The organism is Maribacter halichondriae, from assembly GCF_027474825.1.
GTDB classification, from domain to species: Bacteria; Bacteroidota; Bacteroidia; order Flavobacteriales; family Flavobacteriaceae; genus Meishania; species Meishania halichondriae.
On the sequence record NZ_CP107030.1, the window covers coordinates 849139 to 868908 of the forward strand.

Here is a 19770-nt window from a genome sequence, read left to right on the forward strand (position 1 = left end):
ATCCCTCTTATTCACTTTGATGATAGAGGGATTGATTTTTATGTTGACAGATTTCCGTCTCCACGGAAATAAAAATAAATCTGATTTATAATATCAGCATGGCATCACCATAAGAATAAAATCGGTATCCTTCCAAAATAGCCTCTTTGTAACACTTCTTCATTAAATCGTGGCCCATGAACGCCGATACCATCATTAACAAGGTCGATTTCGGTAAATGGAAATTGGTCACCATGGCGTTGGCAATACTGAACTCATGTGGCGGAAAAACGAATTTGTTCGTCCATCCGTCAAAAGTATTCAACATGTGGTCCGATGATACGGCACTTTCCAGGCCTCGCATGGCGGTCGTGCCCACGGCACAGATTCTTCGCTTGTTCCGTTTTGCGTTATTGACTATTTCCGTAGCCTTTTCATCGATAATCAATTCTTCACTGTCCATTTTATGCTTGGAGAGATCTTCCACTTCTACCGGATTGAAAGTACCAAGACCAACATGTAATGTTAATTCGGCAAAATTGATTCCTTTATTTCCAAACGCTTCAAAAGATGTTTTGAAAAATGGAGTCCTGCGGTAGGTGCTGCCACCGCTCCTTCGTGCTTTGCATAAATGGTCTGGTATCGATCTTCGTCCTCAGGTTCAACATCGCGTTTAATATATTTGGGCAATGGGGTTTGGCCAAGTTCCTTTAGTTTCCTTCTAAAATCGGTGTAAGAACCATCATATAAAAATCGTAGTGTTCGACCGCGTGAGGTGGTATTATCGATGACCTCAGCAACCAAGCTTTCATCTTCCCCGAAATAGAGTTTGTTTCCGATACGGATTTTTCGTGCGGGATCTACCAGAACGTCCCAAAGACGTTGTTCCTCGTTCAGCTCTCGAAGTAGAAACACCTCGATTCTCGCACCGGTCTTTTCCTTATTTCCGTACAATCGTGCAGGAAACACCTTAGTATTGTTCAACACCATTACATCATCCTCATCAAAATAATCAATAAGGTCTTTGAACATTTTATGCTCTATTTTGCCGGTTTCCCGATGAACTACCATAAGTTTCGACTCGTCTCTGTTTTCAGCGGGACGTTCAGCCAATAAATTTTCGGGAAGTTCAAAACTGAAGTGCGATAATTTCATAAACTATTTTTAGTTACGTGTTTTGCGGCTGCAAATATACGATTCGGCCATAGGCGTTGTCAAGTAAAAGAACGATTAAATAAAATTTATAATTTACGAACGTTGAATTGTAGTTTTTCTAGATCCTTCCAAAAATCGGGATACGATTTTGACACGACCTCGGCATCGTTCATCTCAAAGGCATTTTTCATTGCCAGTGGCCCAAAAGCCATGGCCATTCTGTGGTCGTTATAAGTGTCGACCACAACTTGATCAGGGGCAATTTTTGAAGGTTGCAAAGTCAGGTCTTTGTCACTAACAGAAATATCGGCACCAAATTTCAGAAGTTCGGTTTTCATAGCTTCCAATCGATCCGTCTCCTTTATTTTTAAGGTATGTAAGCCAGTTAGGTAGCAACCCACCCCCAGGCCAAAACAGGTCACTGCGATAGTTTGTGCTATGTCAGGAGCATTGGAAAGATCGAAGTTGACAGTTCGTGATTCGCACTTGGCTATCTTACGGAGAACAATTTTGTTATTCTTGAAACCTGTATCTACCCCAAACCCTTTATAAAGCTCTGAAAGCACGCTATCACCTTGCAGACTATTTTTTCGATAAGAAGAAAGTTCAACCTCTGATCCGATATCGCTCAAGGCGACTATACTATAAAAATAGGAAGCGGAACTCCAATCCGATTCAACCACTAAAGTAATTGGCTCAATGGCTGTCTTTGGTGTCACCCTTATTGTATTACCTACAAACGAAGTGGTTACTCCAATCCGTTCTAAAAGCCCTAGGGTCATTTTTATATAGGGTACCGACGTTATTTTTCCGATGAGCACTAGTTCTAGTCCATTTTTCAAACTCGGTGCGATCAGCAGTAGAGATGAAATATACTGGCTACTTACATCTGCAGGGAGGCTAACTTTACTTTTTTCAGCTTTTTTCCCTTAATTCGAATGGGTGGATACCCTTCGTTGTGTACATATTCAATATCGGCGCCAAGACTACGTAGCGCATCTACCAAAACTTTTATCGGACGTTCGGTCATACGCTGCGAGCCCGTAAGGGTCACATCATTGTTTTCTTGGGAAGCAAAATAACTTGTAAGAAAACGCATCGCGGTACCCGCATGATGAATATCTACGACTCCGTTTGAAATTTGAAGTCCTTTTTGCATGACTTCGGCATCATCGGAGTTGGACAAATTGCTTATTTGAATACTCGGATATAGTGCCTGCAACAAAAGAGATCGATTCGATTCACTTTTTGAGCCCGTAATTTGAATACTTTCGTGCAGAAGATGGCTCGGAGGTCCGGATAGGTATACTTTCAAACTTGTTTTTTTAAGACCAAAAAAGAAAGCCCAAATATAGTACTATTTGAGCTTTTTATTGTTTTGATGACGGTCGTGATCTCTTTGGGTCTTTACCTCAAGCTTTTTGTCGAAAGCTTGCTGTAAATTGACTCCGGTTTGGTTTGCCAGACAAAGTACGACGAAGACCACATCTGCAAGTTCTTCGCCCAGATCTTTTGTTTTATCCGATTCCTTTTCACTCTGTTCACCGTATCGACGGGCGATGATACGGGCCACTTCACCCACCTCTTCGGTCAGCTGGGCCATATTCGTCAATTCATTAAAGTAGCGTACTCCATGGGCTTTGATCCAATTATCTACCGCCAGCTGCGCTTTCTGTATGTCCATTATCAGAGATTTTAGACAAAACTACCTTTTCATTCATTTTTTCAATCACTTTTTTATAATATTCTTTTAGGGAATCATAATACAAAGCAGGAATAATGGCGTTGTTTATTTCTGAGACAACTTTAAGCTGCACCATATTTGGCGTGCTCATGATAGTGTACCTGAAAGCACCCATACCGTCAGGCAAGGCAATGGCCAAGGGCCCAGGCACCGTTTCAACCTCATAATTCTCAGGTAGCATAATCGAAAAAGTATATTCTTCACCGGAAGGATATCCGAAGTCTATGGGAAATTCCCTCTTCTCCAATTTAAAAGGATTTTCGGTACTTCTAAAAAAGAACATGGGTGAAAAATAGATCTTATCGGAAATTATATCCATTCCATCCTCTTTGGTATAATCATATGAGCTTATTACAGGTTTATTGGTATCCTTGGCATTCTTAACGGTAAACTCACTAATCTCGATATCACCGTTTTCTACTTCCAAATCATCCAAGAAAGCCTCCTCGGTATCCTCGAAATAAGATTCCCTAAACGCAATGGCGTTATGGTCAGAATTTAAAACGCGAACCTTACCATTGATCATTCCATCTTCGGTAAAACCGGCGTTCATAAAAATCTTTCTTGAACTTTTGTTTCTTGGATAAAGATTTATGGTAGACGATGTTCCATCCTTTTTGATTTTTCTTCCTTCCCAATTCAGGGTTCTAAAAGGCAAGACGTTCGGCATACTATAAAAACTGGTGGCATCAAGCAATATCGTTCCGGCAGGCAGTTCTACCGCGCTTATGACATAGTTGTATCCTTCCCTGGTCGGAAAAAGGGGTATGCCATTTTTTTCTGGTACTGACCAATACCGGATCCGCCTTAAGCCCGGCATATCGTAACATCGAGGTCAACATCAGATTGATTTCTGCTACGTTGCCCTTATTTTCCTTATATGCTTTTTTTACGCCGTCAGCGGTATATTTATTGTAAAAGCCATTCCATTTTACCTTTGATTTCACAAATTCGAAAATGGAAATAATCTTTTGTTCATCATCTTGAATACCGGAAACAATTGCATCGATTTCATCTTCGAAATAGCCGGTTTTATTCAATTCGGCACCGAAACTTGAATTCTCGAAAATTGATTTTACAACAGCCGACCAATCGGTGGCATAGGTATCAATGGGCGTATTCGGAAATTTTGTATAAGAAAGTTCATATTTGACCCCAGATCTATAATTCTGCATTCCATTGACATACGGCTCTTCTTTCAAGGCCGGTATATCGGTCAGTTCATAGGTAGCTAACGTACTTACATAATCGACCGTTGACGTTTCTCGCTTCGTAGTGACGCCGCCGCCCGTGCCGTTTCCTGACTTTTGCACCACACGTTGGGAAAGGTTGGCCTTTCTGTTCTTCTGCTCGACTTTAGGGACTACCCTTAAAAATCCTTTGGTATTTACCCTGAAGTTAAAGTACTCGGGGGAATCCATAATAGCTTCCAGCTTCTTGATGGGAATGTCATGTTGAAAAACAAACTCGTCAACATTGGCCAGAAAAGGGGAAACAAACTTGTACCTGTATTCGATTACTGAACCTTCTTTTACCTTCGGCATGGTAAAAGACTGTTGATCATAGTACTTTGAAAGTTCTACCTCAAATTCTCCATCCTTCCTGAGTTTTTCTTCCACAATCTTTCCGTTCTCCAAATTATAGGTAACCGCTTTCAGGCTATTGACCTTTTCCCTATTACTACCATCTTTATATAGGGCAATTTTCTTGGTAGCGTAGTCAAAGCCATCCTTATTATAAATTTTGATGCGTTCGTGAACCTCGGTAACTTGTTGAAAGCCCAGACCGGTAACATAATCGAAGTTGGTTTTGCGGTATTTATATAAGTAGGTCGCCGCTGCCGAAGAATCCAATGGATTATATGTTTCTTGAAGCTCTTCTTTTGAAACTTTTCCAAAGGAGTAGTTTTGAGCGGTTGTAATCTGAACTGTAATAATCAGTAAAATTAAAAGTAACTTCTTCATGATATGGTTTATGATTTTATCAAGACGATTTTAGAATTATCCCATTTTGAAACTTCTTTCATAAAAGTTCGATACGCGTCATAGTCTGTGTTCTGATATTTTCCTTCTTTTACCAAGAACTTCCTCTTAAGGATTATATTTTTATCCGATTTCGCATAGGTACAGAAATAAGACCCAAAATCATTGGTAATTTCTTTGTCTTCGGGAATTGCTTCTATACTGTATCCTTCAGGGATATGAATGCTAATTTCATCTTCGTCAAGAAATCCCCTTTGTATTACAAATGGTAGTTTTCGGTCGCGATATCGATTTGGAATATATTTGACCTTGTTAAATGTATTACCCACGAACAACATTCGATCGCCACTTCTAGATGCATAGTTTACGGCATCTACGGATAGTTTTTCATTAAAAACAATAGCATCTTTTTCATTTTGAAAATCATATGAGTTAATATGCAGGTTGTTGATATTGTCCCAATATGACTTATAATGCTTATGGATATTCTCTTTCGATCGTTGTTCGAGTCCGAAACGATCATCATACTGTATTCCTTTAGTAAGAATGGCGATATCGCCCGATATACTCCCGTCTTCATATAAAGTGTAAGCTCCTTTGGTATTTTGGTAGTTCTGTTCCTCGATATAGGAAGTAGTCGTCACGAGTTCCCCACCATCCGGTTTGATAACGAATGCCCTTCTTCCATCAGTAAAATCCCCAATGAATCCGAAGGGCAGTGTCTGTGAGGTACAGTCGATCCAATAATATTTTCCGTTGTAGGGAATCGCCAAAATAACATGGTTGCCTTGTGCTAGATCGGGAGAGTCCTCATCAAAATCTATCTTTCTGGGACCCGCCTGAACATGGGTGTAAAATGCCTCGACACCGACGGTCTTGAGCAATGCCCCGGTATAATTCGATAGTCCTTTACAATCACCATACTTAACACGGTCTACTTCGATGGCACTTATCGGCTGAATTCCCCCGATACCGACCTGAACGCTTATATATCGTGTATTGTCTTGCACATATTTATAGATGATCTTCGCTTTTTCGAGGTCATCGGTTACGCCTTCGACCAAATTCTTCGCTTTGTCGATCGTCGCCTGCGACAATTCATCCCGACCGGCCAAAAGGTTGGTATACATCCATTTTCCCAAATCGTTCCAATCTTTGATATGGGCTTGGTATCCCTCATAGTTAAATTTAACCGGACGTATCTTTATACATGGCGCAATGTCCTTAAAGGAAGGGCTCATAGACTCTTCCTTTATTGCCGGAATGTTTTTCGCCTCATACACTAAACTATTTGCAGTTTCTTTTTTGGTGACCGAAAAGCCCTCCAGGTTCAGTTCTTTTATTTCCGGTTTTAAGTCCGGTGATGAAAAGTCAATTTGAATTCGACTATGCTCCGTACTTAACTCATAATCGCTCAAGAAAGACCACATCGAACGAATTTCTCCGGTATTTTTAGTTTGGGTCTCATAAGTAAAGACTACGGTATAGGGATATTGAGTGGGAGAATAGGAATAATACTTGTACCTCGAATCGGAATATAACGTACCACCATCGACAGCACTTACATCCTTGAACTTATTTTCTTTTATTCGCTCAAGCCGATTTCCGGAAGCATCATAAATTTCCGCTTGAATATTTTTTACTTTTCTAGCATTGTCATAGCCGACAAAACACCCGGCAAACCTGTTGCCCATTTTGTTCAAAATGGTGACCACCTTTTTGCGATATACGACCATGTCGTCTTCGGCCTCTAAATCAATGAGAATCTCATCGGCCCGCAAAACGGCATTGGCATTCTGGGTCAGGTTTTTATCAAGTAACAGCGTTTGATACTGATTTTCTTGAGCAGAAATTACCAGGGTGAAAATGGCAAGGAGGGGAACAAAAAATAAACGCATTGGTCGGTTAAGTTGAAGTAATATAACGCCAAAGGTGTTATATTTCTTACATTTTCAACCAAAAAAATTCCAGATCTTCGTTCTATTCCTTATTTTTTGTATCCATAACGATGGTGACAGGGCCATCATTCAACAGTTCGACTTTCATATCAGCACCGAAAATTCCCGTGCCGACTTTTATACCCAGTTCGTTTTCGAGACTTAATACAAAATTTTCATACAAGGGAATGGCAATTTCGGGTTTTGCGGCCTTTATATATGAAGGTCGGTTTCCTTTTTTAGTGGCCGCATGTAAGGTAAATTGGCTTACCACTAAAGCCTCTCTCCCAACATCCAAAAGTGAGCGGTTCATAACACCTTCAGCGTCGTTAAAAATTCTCAGATTGGCTATTTTTCTAACAAGCCAATCAATGTCATCGTTACCATCCGCGTTTTCAATGCCTAAAAGTATGAGAAGACCTTTGCCAACTTCAGAGATTACACTTTCCTCGACCGTAACTTTAGCATATGTAACTCTTTGAACAACAGCTCTCATTTCTTGTCTTCAAATAAATCAGTTCGATAATTTTCATCCTCGCCCGCAGTCATCTGAACATAACTTCTGTACCTGCTCCAAGACACCGTGTTATTCTCCAGTGCTTCTTTAACCGCGCAATCCGGTTCATCCATATGAAGGCAATCATTGAATTTACACTCGCCCTTTAAGGCAAAAAACTCGGGAAAATAGTCCCCAATTTCTGCTGCCTCCATATCGACCATGCCAAAACCTTTGATTCCGGGTGTATCTATTATTCTCGCATCGAATCTTAAATCGAACATTTCGGCGAAGGTGGTCGTATGCTGACCCTGTAGATGTTGATCTGATATTTCCGCAGTCTTTAATTCCAGACCTGGTTCAATGGCATTGATCAAAGTCGATTTTCCAGCTCCTGAATGGCCGGCGAACATGCTCGTCTTTCCTTTCATAAGTTCTTTGACCTGATTTACATTTTTCCCGGTTTTGGCCGAAATGCCAATGCAGGTATAGCCGATTTTGCGATAAAGCGTGGCCAAAAATCGTATTTCATCCAATTGTTCATCGCTATACGTGTCCAATTTATTGAACAACAAAATCGCGGGGATATCATAGGCCTCGGCGGTTGCCAAAAACCTGTCGATAAAAATGGTATAGGTAGTCGGATTATTAAGCGTGACCAATAAAAATACCTGGTCGAGATTCGCTGCGATTATGTGTGTTTGTTTGGACAGGTTAACCGATTTTCGGATTATATAGTTTTTTCTGTCCCTAATTCTGGTAATTATACCGGTAACCTCATCGCCAGTTTCCTCGATTTCGAAATTTACAACGTCTCCAACCGCCACAGGATTGGTACTTTTAATTCCCTTTATCCTGAATTTTCCTTTTATCCTACATTCATAAAAAACACCTTCTTCGGTCTTTACGGTGTACCAACTTCCGGTAGATTTATAAACGATTCCTGTCATCAATTTTTTATCTATTACAAAGAAACAACAATACTTTCATAGTTTATTCACCTTGAATTGCTTTCAGTGGGCAATGAACCCTTGTAATTTGAAATTAGAACAATTAAGTTTATACGGTAAAATATGTTGCAGGATGCAACCTATCTGAAAACTTTTTGTCCTTTATTGTAAACCTTAAAAAAGTAAAATATGAGAAAATTACTTCTGGCGATTTGTTTTGTCACGGCCGCCACCCTTGAAATGAACGCGCAACAATTTAAAGTAATCACTAGTGTCGAATCGATTGTGCCCAGCGGCTTGGGGAGATCTCGAATTATCGATGCCAAGGAAGAAAAGGATTTTGCGGAGTACACCTCTGAACAGACCGAAGAGGACAATACCCGCAACAAATCGAAAAGAGGAGAAATTCGAGTAAAGAATTTTGAAGAAACAAAGCTGCTCAATTTTTACAATATCGCGGGAATCCGTTTTCAAAACATCGCTGCCAACGATGCGGTGATTTCTTCAAAGTTAAACGCAATGGCGGCAGAGGGTTGGGAACTTGCTTTTGTAACCAGTGGGGTCGAGGCGGATGCCGGAGATAAAGATGGGCAAGGCATTTTTATCACCCGATACGTTTTTAAAAAGGATTAATTGCGAAGCACTCACGATCAAGCGAAAAACAAAGCAATCCGTTGAACATGTCATACATGTGTTCAACGGATTGCTTTACTTCGCCCGCCTGCCGGCTGGCAGGTTCGCAATTATGTGCTAAGCCTTAATAATTTTCTCTTGATGGTTGATCGATTCTTGGTGAATTGCCTTGAACATTTTTAGTACAAATTCTTCACTCAAACCTTTCGTTTCGCCTTCAAGGATCATTTTTCCTAAAATTGCGTTCCATCGATTGCTCTGTAACACAGCAACGTTCTTCTCTTTTTTTAACCTTCCGATACCATCTGAGATTTTCATGCGCTTGCCCAAGGTATCAATGAGTTGATTATCGATGACATCGATTTGCGCCCTAAGATTGTTCAAATCTCTATTATAGGCTGTTTCTGGGTCGGTTTCCTTCGGAATTCTCAAATCTTTCATAATCTGCACCAAAGTTTCTGGTGTTACTTGTTGTGCCGCATCGCTCCATGCGTTATCTGGATCGTGATGGGTTTCTATCATCAATCCGTCGAAATTAAGGTCTAGCGCCATTTGTGAAACATCGAATATCATATCCCGTTTACCTGTGATGTGCGATGGGTCATTTATAATTGGTAAATCTGGAAACTTCGTCTGCAAATCGATGGCCATCTGCCATTCTGGAATGTTTCGGTACTTTGTTTTTTCATACGTAGAAAATCCTCTATGGATGACCCCCAGCTTTTTGATATTTGCCGTATGCAATCGCTCTACCGCACCCAACCACAAAGACAGGTCAGGATTGACGGGATTCTTAATCAAAACCACCTTATCGGTACCTTCTAGGGCATCGGCAATTTCTTGTACTATAAAAGGACTCACGGTCGATCTTGCGCCAATCCACAATAAATCAATATCGTGTTCCAAAGCGAGTTCAACATGAGCACGATTGGCCACCTCGGTAGCTGTTTTTAGGCCAGTTTCCTCTTTTACCCTTTGAAGCCATTTAAGGCCAAGCGCACCAACGCCTTCAAAATTACCCGGGCGTGTTCTGGGTTTCCAGATTCCGGCCCTATAATAACTAACATCAGTATCTTTTAAGCTATGCGCGATGCCCAATACTTGTTCTTCGGTCTCGGCACTACATGGTCCTGCGATCACCAGTGGATGCCATAATCCTAAATCATCCAACCATGCTCTCATTTGTTTTGAATTCTCCATTTTATTGTTTGTTAAGTGGTATTCCTTTTAATATTTCCTTTATTTTGTTGGTGTCGTTCATTTCGTTATAAATGCCTTCGAAATTCTCATCTTCCAACAGTTTTTTAAATTCTTGTAGATTCTGAATATACTCCTCTAAAGTCTCGACTACATTTGTCTTATTCTGTTCAAAAATTGGCGTCCACATGGCCGGGGAACTTTTTGCCAAGCGTACCGTGCTCTCGAATCCACTACCTGCCATGTCAAAAATATCACGTTCATTTTTCTCCTTCTCGATAACCGTCTTTCCTAACATAAAAGAACTGATGTGTGACAAATGCGATACATAGGCAATGTGCTTGTCATGTGCCTCTGGGTTCATATAACGAATGCGCATTCCGATTTGTTGAAATAGTTGTAAAGCCCTTTCTTGCAACTTAAAAGCTGTTTTTTCGACCTCACAGATAATATTGGTCTTGCCCTCATATAAGTTCTCAATAGCCGATGACGGACCTGAAAATTCCGTTCCCGCAATCGGATGGCATGCCAAGAAGTTTCTTCTCTTGGGATGGTCGCTCACCGTATCACATACCATTTTTTTAGTGGAGCCCCCGTCGAACACCACACAATCTTCATTAACTGCATCCAATATTGCAGGAAGCTCTTTGACCAAAACATCAACGGGAATGGTTACCGCTACCATATCGGCAAGGTGCAGTTCTTCGTACGTTGATTTTGCATCGATTATGTTCAAGCCCATGGCTTCGACCAAATGTGCATCGTTCGTATCGATTCCATAGATTTTGGCTTCAGGGTGTAATCTTTTCACATCCTTTGCAAAAGAACCTCCTATTAATCCGATACCAATGATGAATATGTTCATTTAATGAGCTTTTAAAATACATTAACCAACACCCCCTGCCCCCCTCAAGGGGGGAATTTATCTTGCCAGAATCAAAAATTTCACAAGCCATTCAACTTTTAACTCTTTTCCTTTTTGATTCTAAAATCGACCAATCGCTTCTCTTATTTTGTCTTCCGATACACACAACGAAAACCGAATATACCCTTCTCCATTATTTCCGAAAATGGTTCCAGGGGCAATGAATATATTTTTATCGTACAGTACTTCATCGACGAATTTTTCAGATGGTGCACTTCCTTCTGGCAATTTGGCCCAAACGAACATTCCAACGGCATTCTTGTCATAGGTACACTTTAATTTATTTGCCAGCTCGAACATCAAATCTCTTCGGGAGGTATAAATTTTATCCAATTCCTCAAACCATTCCTTTCCACTTTTCAGGGCAGCTATCGCTCCTTTTTGGATGCCATAGAACATGCCCGAATCCATATTGCTCTTTACTTTCAAAATAGCATTTATATGTCCGGCACTACCCAAAACCATGCCAACACGCCAACCGGCCATATTAAATGTTTTACTTAATGAATTCAATTCCAAGGCGATTTCTTTAGCCCCTTCTATGGCCAAAATACTGGTAGGGTTACTACTCAATACAAAACTGTAAGGGTTATCATTAACCAGTAATATGTCATTCTTTTTAGCGAAGTCGACCAATGCTGTCAATTGCTTTTTAGTCGCCGTTGCTCCCGTAGGCATGTGCGGATAACTCACCCACATCAACTTGACTTTGGAAAGATCCTGATGTTGCAAACCCTCCAAATCAGGAAACCAACCTTCAACTTCCTTTAAATCGTAATTTCTACCGACCCCACCGACCAGTTTTGTAACCGCATTGTATGTTGGATATCCGGGGTTAGGAATCAAGACTTCATCCCCTGGGTTCAAAAAGGCCATACTTATGTGCATGATGCCTTCCTTTGAACCCATTAGCGGTAAAATCTGGTCTACTGGATTCATTTCGACCTCGAACTTCGATTTATAAAAATCGGCTATAGCCTCTCTAAGTTCGGGCAAGCCCTGATAGCTTTGATACTGATGGGCACCAGCGTGCAAGACCGCATTTTTAACGGTTTCGATAACCGCCTCGGATGGTGCCAAATCTGGACTCCCAATTCCCATGTTGATAATTGGCCGTCCCGCGGCTATGAGTCCTCTTACCTCCCTCAATTTTTTGGAGAAGTAATATTCTTCGACGGAATGTAATCTATCTGCGGTACGAATCATATTCTTCCATTTTTATAGGCTCCGAGTACTTTAAAATCTTCCGACATAATTTCTAAAAGTGCTTTTGCCTTTTCGAAACTGGTATAGACATCAAAGGTTACATCAACAAAAAAGGCATATTTCCACGGGGTCTCGATGATAGGCAACGACTGTATTTTTGTCAAGTTCATATTACAATCGCTCATAACGTTCAAGATTGCCGCCAAGCTTCCCCGTTTATGATCCGTCACAAAGCGAACAGATGCCTTGTTGATATCTTCCTTCGGAATCTCCTTGTTCTTGGTCTTAACAATAATAAATCGGGTAGCGTTATTTTTAATCGTTTGGATTTCAGGGGCGATAATTTCAAGTCCGTATAGTTCTGCAGCGACCTTCGGAGCTATCGCCCCTACTCTCAATAAGCCTTTCTCCTGAATTTGTTTTGCAGTTTCAGCCGTATCCACATCCTCTACAACTTTTATATGTCGCTGGGTCTTCAAGAACTCACGACACTGCAATAGGGCCATTGGGTGCGAGCGAACCTCGAGAATATCGTTTATATGTTGCCCCTTTAAAGCCATCAAATTGTGGTGAATGTTCAAATAGTGTTCTCCAATAATATGTAGCGCATTATCATATACCAAGGCATAGTTAGGAATGATGGATCCCGCAATAGAATTTTCTATCGCCATGATGCCCTTATCCGCTGTGCCCTCCAATAAACAATCGACCAAACCATGAAATGACAAACATTCGACGAGGTCGATATCAGCACCATAGTATTCCCTAGCCACTTGATAATGGTTTGATCCCTTGATGCCTTGTATTGCTATTTTTAATCTCATTGGTATTCTATTCTGCGATCCCTTCGACAAGCTCAGGGTGTTTTCATTTTAAAGAAATGAAAAACAAAAAAAGTCCCGTTTTTCACGGGACTTCAATTTGCTTATATCATACAATAATTCACAACAGTCCCGTACCTCTTTTAAAAAAGAAGTAAAAATAGAAACCGTTCCAGAAATATTGCTTTGTCATAATACACTTAAACTTGGGCTAATGTAAGAATTAAAATTAAAAAACACCTTTTCGATATATTTTTTTATTTTCTTAGGTTTCCGGGGAATTGATCGAAGATAGTTATCCGCTACATAAGTTTTATTGGAAATAACGAATACTTCAAATCAAACCTATATTGTTTATTTTTGAAAAAATTCAATCAGCATGTCCATATCGGTCAAAAATATCAGCAAAACATTCGGAATTCAAAAGGCACTTGATGATGTTTCTTTCGATATTCGAAAAGGGGAAATTGTTGGATTTCTTGGGCCCAACGGTGCGGGAAAATCAACCATGATGAAGATATTAACGACCTATTATTCGGCGGATGGAGGCTCAGCCGAGGTGAACTCGTACGATGTGCAAACCGAAATGCGAAACGTACAAAAGAGTATCGGGTATTTACCGGAACACAATCCGTTGTACTTGGATATGTATGTTAAGGAATATCTTGGTTTTAACGCGGACGTCTATAAAGTAGATAAAAATAGAATTGCCGAGGTCATCGAACAAACCGGACTCACGCCAGAAGCCCACAAAAAAATAGGACAGCTTTCAAAAGGCTATCGCCAACGTGTTGGATTGGCCGCTGCCCTTTTGCATGATCCAGATGTACTAATTTTAGATGAGCCCACAACAGGGCTTGACCCTAACCAATTGCTCGAAATACGTAAACTCATCAAAGAAATCGGAAAAGAAAAAACGATACTCCTTTCCACCCATATCATGAAAGAGGTGGAGGCCGTCTGCGACCGGGTATTGATTATCAATAAAGGAACTTTGGTCGCCGATAAAAAACTATCCGACCTTCGCGAAGAAGATGAACAAATTATCGAAGTAGAGTTTGATTATCGGGTCGAGGAAGCTTTCTTGAACAAACTCCCAAATGTAACCCGTGTAAAAAATACGGGTGGTTTTATCTATGAAATTACCTTTAATACATCAAAAGATATGCGCCCTGCTGTCTTCGATTTTGCGCATGACAACAAACTAAAAACGCTACAACTGAGCAGAAAGAACAAGAATTTAGAGAGTTTGTTTACCGAAACAACGGGAGGCTAGAGATTTGAATAATTGTTCAAAGCTTTTCCTTTAAAATGGCAAGCATTGTTTTAATTCCTTCCCTGTAATTTCCCAATCGGATGTTTTCGTTCGGGCTATGTTGATTATTGTCCCGGTTGACTGTTGGAACAGTAACCGCAGGAATACCAAGTGTGGTGACGAACGGAGAGATGGGAATCGAACCACCACTCATTCGAATCATGATGGGTTCTTCGCCAAAGGCATTCTTTAAAGCGCTCCGCAACCAAATGCCCACTTCGGAATCAAAATCGGTTCTGAAAGATTGATAGGATATCTCCGAGGTAAAGGTCGCTATCTTATCATACGTCAACCTTTCTTCTTTGTTAGGTTCCCGATCTATTACATAAAAGCCCTGTTCTCCGATATGGTCTTTGACCAACTGTAATAATCGTTCTGGGTCCGTTTCGAGTACCAGACGCACATCGATTTCGGCCCTTGCCCATCCAGGAATAATTGTGCGCACCTTTTCATCAATCCAGCCCGATTGCATTCCTCGAATATTCAACGATGGGTATTGTATCGCCTCTTGGTAGTAGCTCCCCACCTTGTCCGCCTCTACAATTTGTAATCGTTTATTGATTTGAGATTCATCATCGGGGACCGCCTTCAGTATTTTTTCGGTATTGGCGTCGATATTAACTCCGTCATAAAACCCTGAAATGGTGACCCGGCCTTCATCATCTTTCATCGAAGCCAACAATTTCGACAACCGCAAAGCGGGATTCGGGGCATAATTTCCAAAATGGCCACTATGTTGCGGTACGACCGGTCCGTAGGTAGTCAACGTTATCGTCGCGATACCACGCGCGCCAAAAGTCAAGGTGGGTTTGTTGGTAATATGTCTGGGGCCATCGAAAATGATGAGCATATCGGCCTTGAGCAACTCCGAATTCTCTTTTACGGCTTTTGGCAATTGAGGTGAACCTAATTCTTCTTCAAAATCCATGATGACCTTGATGTTGTAGTTCGGGGTGATGTTTTCGGCCGCCGCAGCATCTAGCGCCGTCAAGAACATGGCGACAGGTCCTTTTGCGTCGCTCGTCGAACGGGCAAATACCCTCCAGTCATCTTCGTAGTTGTTAATTTCTTCCCAGGAGATTTCCTGCCAGTCCTGCCCTGATTTTTTCTTAAGAACAGGTTTGTACGGACTCTCTTGAAACCAGCGCGTGCTATCCACTGGCTGTCCATCGATTTGTAGATAAATCAGTACCGTTTGTTTTGCCTTTGGATGCTTTCGTTCAGCTAACAATAAGGGAACGGTTTCAGTATTCAACCTTTGTGTAGTAAAACCCCTTTTCTCAAAAGCATTTTCACACCAGGCAACGTTTTTCTCGATATCCTCGGGATAAAAGGCGTCGTTGGGAATACTCAAAAGTTCCCTCAGCATAGGAAAGGAAGCCTTGGCATACTCTTGGGAGAGTTTTTCAAGCTTATCCGCTTTTTGACCTAAAACAACTATAGGCAAAATACCGAGGAGTAGATAAAGAATGATTTTTGACGAAAAATAAAAAGGGATAAATGCTTTCATAGTGATTTAGAATTGGAATTACTTCCACTTGCACAATCACTAAAATAACACTTATCCCTATACTATGTAAGAGGTTAAACTCTTAAATAAATCTAGTTAAACTGTAATGCCAGCCCCAACCCATTGCGATTACTTACCGGCACTAAGTGAAACGACGTTGTGTTGCCCAAACTATCATTGTACTCCAAAATTGCCATCTTTTTGTTCTTCATGGCCGATTTGAAGAATATCGCTCCGATAAGGCCCGTACCCGCGGCTGTAATCAATGGCGCTGTCAACGGTTCGTTTTTATCCAAATTAGACAGTAGCCAAATGGAAGACCCGAAATTGGCCGCTCCGAACAACATACCACCCAAAGCCTGTTTCTTTGATTTTTTCCAGTACCCTTCTGAAACCGGACTTTCCATCATGATAGTATTGATTTCCTTCCAGCTTAGTTTTTCTTTGTCCTGATAGAACTGTTCGCCCCACATACCGGGGAACGAGGTAATTTCTTGAGCGGAAATATTTGTAGATATCATGCCGACGAAGGCTATCGCAAAAAGTATTTTAAAATTTTTCATAGTGCTTATTTTTGTTTAAAATTAATGAAATTACTTTAAACAAAAATGAATTTAACCTTGATCTAACAGTTCTTGAAACATATTTAGTTGCCGGTTAAACACCTTGTTTTCCCTTTCGGCCAATGCAGTATCTTTATTTTCTGCCAGAATATCAATAATTCGCCGATAGGCCTGCAAATCGGCCATAAGTTCTTCGATATTTTCATATTGTCCATCCATTGACAACTTTGAATAATAGGTCAAACGTTCTTGATATATGTTTTTTAGTTGATGGAAGAGTATTCTTCCTTTTTCAGTTTCACCTACTTGGTAATAACCATTCAGAAATGGTTCTACGAAGGTAGAATAGTCATAGTACTCAACGGGAATGTTTTCCATGGCCAAATCGATAATGGTATTGGCCTTTTCGACTTTGTTTTCCTCCAACAATTTTTCCAATAAACGTGCCAACGCAATCCGATGCGTTACCCCAAACTGTTTTCTCGTTTGGGGGTCATGATAAATTTCGGAACTTCCGGAATTGCCCCATTCCCAATTCATTACGATGTCATACATGAGTTCGGAATCAATACGGCCTTTCTCAAAAATACTTTCGGTTTCCGTTTTTATCGGAACAAGCTTATAGACCAGGCCATCCAATTGTAGGTAATCGGTCATCCAGATATATTCTTGCTCGTCAAAACTTCCTCCTGAAAAATATATGGGTCGTTCCCAATCATTTTTAGCGATGATATCCAACATCAAAAGACTTCCTTTACCTATTCCTGTTTCAGGCAAATCGATATCGATATAATCTACTATTTGGGCGGAGTCTTTCGCCTTAACCAATCCAGTCGCCAAAACTTTTTTTGTTAACGGGAACACGGATTTTGTTCGTGGGATAAAAAACAACATCCAAATATCCTTCCGAATAACTGGAAATATCCCTGCCTTGCTTTTCCAACAAACTCTTGACCTTGGTCTGGGGTTTATCACTGGCGACCCATTTTATAAAGTCCTGAATCGGCCAACGGGTATCGGTCATTGGAGCATGGTAAATCACATCTCGAGAACCATACTTGTACAGGTTATGCGTCAGTTGTGAAGGAATAGGCTCGCTCTTGTAGGCCTTTCGCTTCATCTGGTCGATGTACCAATCCGTATTGAAATAGGTCGTCACGATTACCCGTGTATCGGTTCTATGGCCTTCGATACCCTGAACATACCACAGCGGAAAAGTATCAACATCGCCGATGGTGAACAATATTGAGCCCGCATCCTTCTTGGTAGAATCCAAATATGCCTTTGCCATGGCCAAAGCGGTATAGCGATTTGAACGGTCATGGTCATCCCAATTTTGGTACGCCATCAATCCGGGAACGGCAAAAAAGCAAACGACAACCACAATTGGCACGAGAAGTTTGGGCTTTACCCATTTTCGGAACTCGTCAAAAAGTCCATATACGCCAAGCCCGATCCAAATGGCGAAAATGCAAAAAGAACCGACCAAAGAATAATCACGTTCCCGAGGCTGAAAAATCGGCGGATTCGTATAAAACTGTATCGCCAACCCCGTGAATAGGAAGAACACCAACAACACCCAAAACTGTTTCGGGTCTTTGGAAAGTTGGAAAATCAGTCCGATCAAACCTAATAACAGGGGCAAAAAGAAATAGGTGTTTCGGGCCTTATTTTCCAATACCTCGGTCGGGAGGTATTCTTGACTTCCCAATCGCATGTTGTCAATAATTGAAATACCGCTGAGCCATTCGCCATCGCCATTGAACCTCCCCTGCTCATCATTTTGGCGCCCGACGAAATTCCACATAAAATACCGCCAATACATATAGCCCAATTGAAAATGAAAAAGGTATTCGATATTCTGCCCAAGTGTAGGAGGCTTTACCTCGATATAGTCGCTCGCATCGGTCAAAAACCTGATATATTCTTCCGCATCGATTTCTCCATCGGCATATTGTTTACGAAGGGATTGGACGGCTTCTTGTAGCTCTGTGTTGCCTCGAAATTCCCTTTTTATAGTAAATTCGAGCGCACCATAATAGCGCATATAATTTTCGGCATTCTGTTCGCTCCACATTCGCGGAAGCCATCCCACATGTTTCGGACTAGAACCTCGTAATGCATCCTTATAATTGTTGGCGATGACATACTTACCGAGCTTATGATCCTTTTCATATTTTGGGCGGTCATTTTTTTCGGGATGGTCATCTGCAAACTTATCCGAATAATAAGCTCCATAAAACGGACTTGATGGCGCGGGATACTGCTCCCGATTGTAATAGGCCAAAAGTGAACGGGCATCTGACGGATTACCCTCGTTGATGACAATATTGGCGCTTGCACGAATCGGAAGCATCAACCAAGACGAGAACCCCAAAACCAAAAAAAGTAGGGAAACCACTATAGTATTTGCATTTCTGAATCCCTTCCTCTTTGTAAAGCGCAACCCCCAATAAAAAATACTTGCAAAAAGCAGCCCCATAATCAGACTTCCAGAATTAAAAGGGAGTCCAAAAGTGTTCACGAAAAACACTTCGCTCCACCCGAACAATTTTAGCACATAGGTCAAAGAGAATTTGAAAATCAATAGCAGTAGGGCAACTACGGCAATATTCGCAATGATAAAATTCTTGACCGTAACGGTTTTATGCTTTTTAAAATAATACAACAACCCAATAGAGGGAATCGCCAAAAACCCCATAAACTGAATACCGAAAGTGAGTCCGGTTACGAATGAAATTAGAATGAGCCATTTATTCCCTCGCGGATTTTCAAGATTGTCCGTCCATTTAAGTCCTAGCCATAATAAAAGGGCCATGACCAGACTTGCCATGGAATACACTTCGGTCTCCGTGGCGTTGAACCAAAAACTGTCGGAAAAGGTTATGGCCAAAGCACCTATTAGTCCGCTTCCTAAAATGGTAAGTGATTGTGCTTCCGAGGGTTTTTCCGTATTCATCAATTTACGAACCAGATTGGTAGTCGTCCAGAATAAAAAGAGAATGGTAAACGCGCTGGAAACTACGGAGACGTAATTGACCATCAGTGCCACTTGGGTCTTATCTATAGCGAACATCGCAAAAAATGCCCCGATCATTTGTAAAAACGGTGCACCAGGTGGATGGGCTACTTGTAATTTAGCAGATGTGGCAATGTATTCGCCTGCATCCCAAAAACTTACTGTTGGTTCTACTGTCAAAGCGTAAACGAGGAATGCAATGGCAAATGAAAACCACCCCAAACCAATGTTCCATTTTTGAAAATGTTCGGAAACCATACTACACTTTTCTACAAAGGACTTCTAGAAAAGTCTGAAATGGAATTTTATGTAGTTGGAATTAAGGACTAGTACGGGTA

At 41.0% G+C, this 19770-nt stretch carries 16 protein-coding genes and 2 pseudogenes; 2 read left to right on the forward strand and 16 right to left on the reverse strand.

Going from position 1 to position 19770, the window contains the following annotated elements; translation table 11 throughout:
• Positions 1–85: 85 nt before the first annotated feature.
• From queA to rsgA, 8 genes and pseudogenes are all read right to left on the reverse strand, one after another.
• A pseudogene (gene queA / locus N8A86_RS03900) lies at positions 86–1134 on the reverse strand (tRNA preQ1(34) S-adenosylmethionine ribosyltransferase-isomerase QueA).
• A gap of 86 nt (positions 1135–1220) precedes the next feature.
• Positions 1221–2449, reverse strand: a pseudogene (locus tag N8A86_RS03905) (3-phosphoshikimate 1-carboxyvinyltransferase).
• A gap of 42 nt (positions 2450–2491) precedes the next feature.
• Positions 2492–2818 carry a nucleotide pyrophosphohydrolase gene (locus N8A86_RS03910; protein WP_273567877.1) on the reverse strand — a complete coding sequence of 109 codons (327 nt, stop codon included), beginning with the start codon at positions 2816–2818 and terminating at the stop codon, positions 2492–2494.
• The gene (locus N8A86_RS03915; RefSeq protein WP_273567878.1) at positions 2784–3548 is read right to left on the reverse strand and encodes a DUF3858 domain-containing protein; all 765 of its coding nucleotides are present in this window, start codon (positions 3546–3548) and stop codon (positions 2784–2786) included. Before N8A86_RS03915 ends, N8A86_RS03910 begins: the two co-directional genes overlap by 35 nt.
• 19 nt (positions 3549–3567) lie before the next feature.
• A complete protein-coding gene (locus N8A86_RS03920; protein ID WP_273567879.1) occupies positions 3568–4842 on the reverse strand; it encodes a DUF3857 domain-containing protein in 1275 nt (424 codons plus the stop codon).
• A gap of 8 nt (positions 4843–4850) precedes the next feature.
• On the reverse strand, positions 4851–6758 hold the full coding sequence (locus N8A86_RS03925) for a DUF3858 domain-containing protein (protein WP_273567880.1): 1908 nt from the start codon (positions 6756–6758) through the stop codon (positions 4851–4853).
• Between the two features lie 82 nt (positions 6759–6840).
• The gene (gene dtd, locus N8A86_RS03930) at positions 6841–7293 is read right to left on the reverse strand and encodes a D-aminoacyl-tRNA deacylase (protein ID WP_273567881.1); all 453 of its coding nucleotides are present in this window, start codon (positions 7291–7293) and stop codon (positions 6841–6843) included.
• Positions 7290–8243 (reverse strand): ribosome small subunit-dependent GTPase A, encoded by a 954-nt coding sequence (gene rsgA / locus N8A86_RS03935; RefSeq protein ID WP_273567882.1) that lies wholly within the window; start codon positions 8241–8243, stop codon positions 7290–7292. The genes dtd and rsgA overlap by 4 nt, the downstream gene beginning before the upstream one ends.
• Positions 8244–8432: 189 nt before the next feature.
• Between rsgA and N8A86_RS03940 the strand changes: the two genes are divergently transcribed.
• Complete coding sequence (locus tag N8A86_RS03940) at positions 8433–8876, forward strand: hypothetical protein (RefSeq protein ID WP_430682177.1); 444 nt, start codon at positions 8433–8435, stop codon at positions 8874–8876.
• 117 nt (positions 8877–8993) lie between these two features.
• Here the strand turns inward: N8A86_RS03940 and N8A86_RS03945 are convergent, their stop codons facing one another.
• The 4 genes from N8A86_RS03945 to N8A86_RS03960 form a co-directional block, all read right to left on the reverse strand.
• The gene (locus N8A86_RS03945; protein WP_273567883.1) at positions 8994–10076 is read right to left on the reverse strand and encodes a bifunctional 3-deoxy-7-phosphoheptulonate synthase/chorismate mutase type II; all 1083 of its coding nucleotides are present in this window, start codon (positions 10074–10076) and stop codon (positions 8994–8996) included.
• Position 10077: 1 nt separating this feature from the next.
• On the reverse strand, positions 10078–10938 hold the full coding sequence (locus tag N8A86_RS03950) for a prephenate dehydrogenase (protein WP_273567884.1): 861 nt from the start codon (positions 10936–10938) through the stop codon (positions 10078–10080).
• Positions 10939–11058: 120 nt separating this feature from the next.
• On the reverse strand, positions 11059–12204 hold the full coding sequence (locus tag N8A86_RS03955; RefSeq protein ID WP_273567885.1) for a pyridoxal phosphate-dependent aminotransferase: 1146 nt from the start codon (positions 12202–12204) through the stop codon (positions 11059–11061).
• Positions 12201–13028, reverse strand: a complete 828-nt coding sequence (locus N8A86_RS03960) for a prephenate dehydratase (RefSeq protein ID WP_273567886.1) — start codon at positions 13026–13028, stop codon at positions 12201–12203. Before N8A86_RS03960 ends, N8A86_RS03955 begins: the two co-directional genes overlap by 4 nt.
• A 376-nt stretch (positions 13029–13404) precedes the next feature.
• Here N8A86_RS03960 and gldA point away from each other — a divergent pair, with 376 nt between their 5' ends.
• Positions 13405–14301, forward strand: coding sequence for a gliding motility-associated ABC transporter ATP-binding subunit GldA (gene gldA, locus N8A86_RS03965; RefSeq protein WP_273567887.1), 897 nt, complete (start codon positions 13405–13407; stop codon positions 14299–14301).
• Positions 14302–14317: 16 nt separating this feature from the next.
• On the opposite strand, the gene N8A86_RS03970 is transcribed toward gldA, so the two are convergent.
• The 4 genes from N8A86_RS03970 to N8A86_RS03980 all read right to left on the reverse strand — a co-directional run bounded on the left by N8A86_RS03970 (position 14318) and on the right by N8A86_RS03980 (position 19690).
• Positions 14318–15850, reverse strand: a complete 1533-nt coding sequence (locus N8A86_RS03970; protein WP_273567888.1) for a M20/M25/M40 family metallo-hydrolase — start codon at positions 15848–15850, stop codon at positions 14318–14320.
• Positions 15851–15942: 92 nt separating this feature from the next.
• Positions 15943–16413 (reverse strand): hypothetical protein, encoded by a 471-nt coding sequence (locus N8A86_RS03975; protein WP_273567889.1) that lies wholly within the window; start codon positions 16411–16413, stop codon positions 15943–15945.
• A gap of 51 nt (positions 16414–16464) precedes the next feature.
• Entirely contained in the window at positions 16465–17253 is a 789-nt protein-coding gene (locus N8A86_RS21370) for a hypothetical protein (RefSeq protein ID WP_337251735.1), read from the reverse strand.
• Positions 17234–19690, reverse strand: a complete 2457-nt coding sequence (locus tag N8A86_RS03980; protein WP_337251736.1) for a glycosyltransferase family 117 protein — start codon at positions 19688–19690, stop codon at positions 17234–17236. The genes N8A86_RS21370 and N8A86_RS03980 overlap by 20 nt, the downstream gene beginning before the upstream one ends.
• Between the last annotated feature and the right edge of the window lie 80 nt (positions 19691–19770).

Coding starts and splice junctions, on each gene's coding strand:
- N8A86_RS03925 (WP_273567880.1), bottom strand. CDS start 6,758: ATGCGTTTATTTTTTGTTCCCCTCCTTGCCATTTTCACCCTGGTAATT.
- N8A86_RS03980 (WP_337251736.1), bottom strand. CDS start 19,690: ATGGTTTCCGAACATTTTCAAAAATGGAACATTGGTTTGGGGTGGTTT.
- N8A86_RS03940 (WP_430682177.1), top strand. CDS start 8,433: ATGAGAAAATTACTTCTGGCGATTTGTTTTGTCACGGCCGCCACCCTT.
- N8A86_RS03950 (WP_273567884.1), bottom strand. CDS start 10,938: ATGAACATATTCATCATTGGTATCGGATTAATAGGAGGTTCTTTTGCA.
- N8A86_RS03975 (WP_273567889.1), bottom strand. CDS start 16,413: ATGAAAAATTTTAAAATACTTTTTGCGATAGCCTTCGTCGGCATGATA.
- dtd (WP_273567881.1), bottom strand. CDS start 7,293: ATGAGAGCTGTTGTTCAAAGAGTTACATATGCTAAAGTTACGGTCGAG.
- rsgA (WP_273567882.1), bottom strand. CDS start 8,243: ATGACAGGAATCGTTTATAAATCTACCGGAAGTTGGTACACCGTAAAG.
- N8A86_RS03955 (WP_273567885.1), bottom strand. CDS start 12,204: ATGATTCGTACCGCAGATAGATTACATTCCGTCGAAGAATATTACTTC.
- N8A86_RS03920 (WP_273567879.1), bottom strand. CDS start 4,842: ATGAAGAAGTTACTTTTAATTTTACTGATTATTACAGTTCAGATTACA.
- N8A86_RS03915 (WP_273567878.1), bottom strand. CDS start 3,548: ATGCCGAACGTCTTGCCTTTTAGAACCCTGAATTGGGAAGGAAGAAAA.
- N8A86_RS03960 (WP_273567886.1), bottom strand. CDS start 13,028: ATGAGATTAAAAATAGCAATACAAGGCATCAAGGGATCAAACCATTAT.
- N8A86_RS03910 (WP_273567877.1), bottom strand. CDS start 2,818: ATGGACATACAGAAAGCGCAGCTGGCGGTAGATAATTGGATCAAAGCC.
- N8A86_RS03970 (WP_273567888.1), bottom strand. CDS start 15,850: ATGAAAGCATTTATCCCTTTTTATTTTTCGTCAAAAATCATTCTTTAT.
- gldA (WP_273567887.1), top strand. CDS start 13,405: ATGTCCATATCGGTCAAAAATATCAGCAAAACATTCGGAATTCAAAAG.
- N8A86_RS03945 (WP_273567883.1), bottom strand. CDS start 10,076: ATGGAGAATTCAAAACAAATGAGAGCATGGTTGGATGATTTAGGATTA.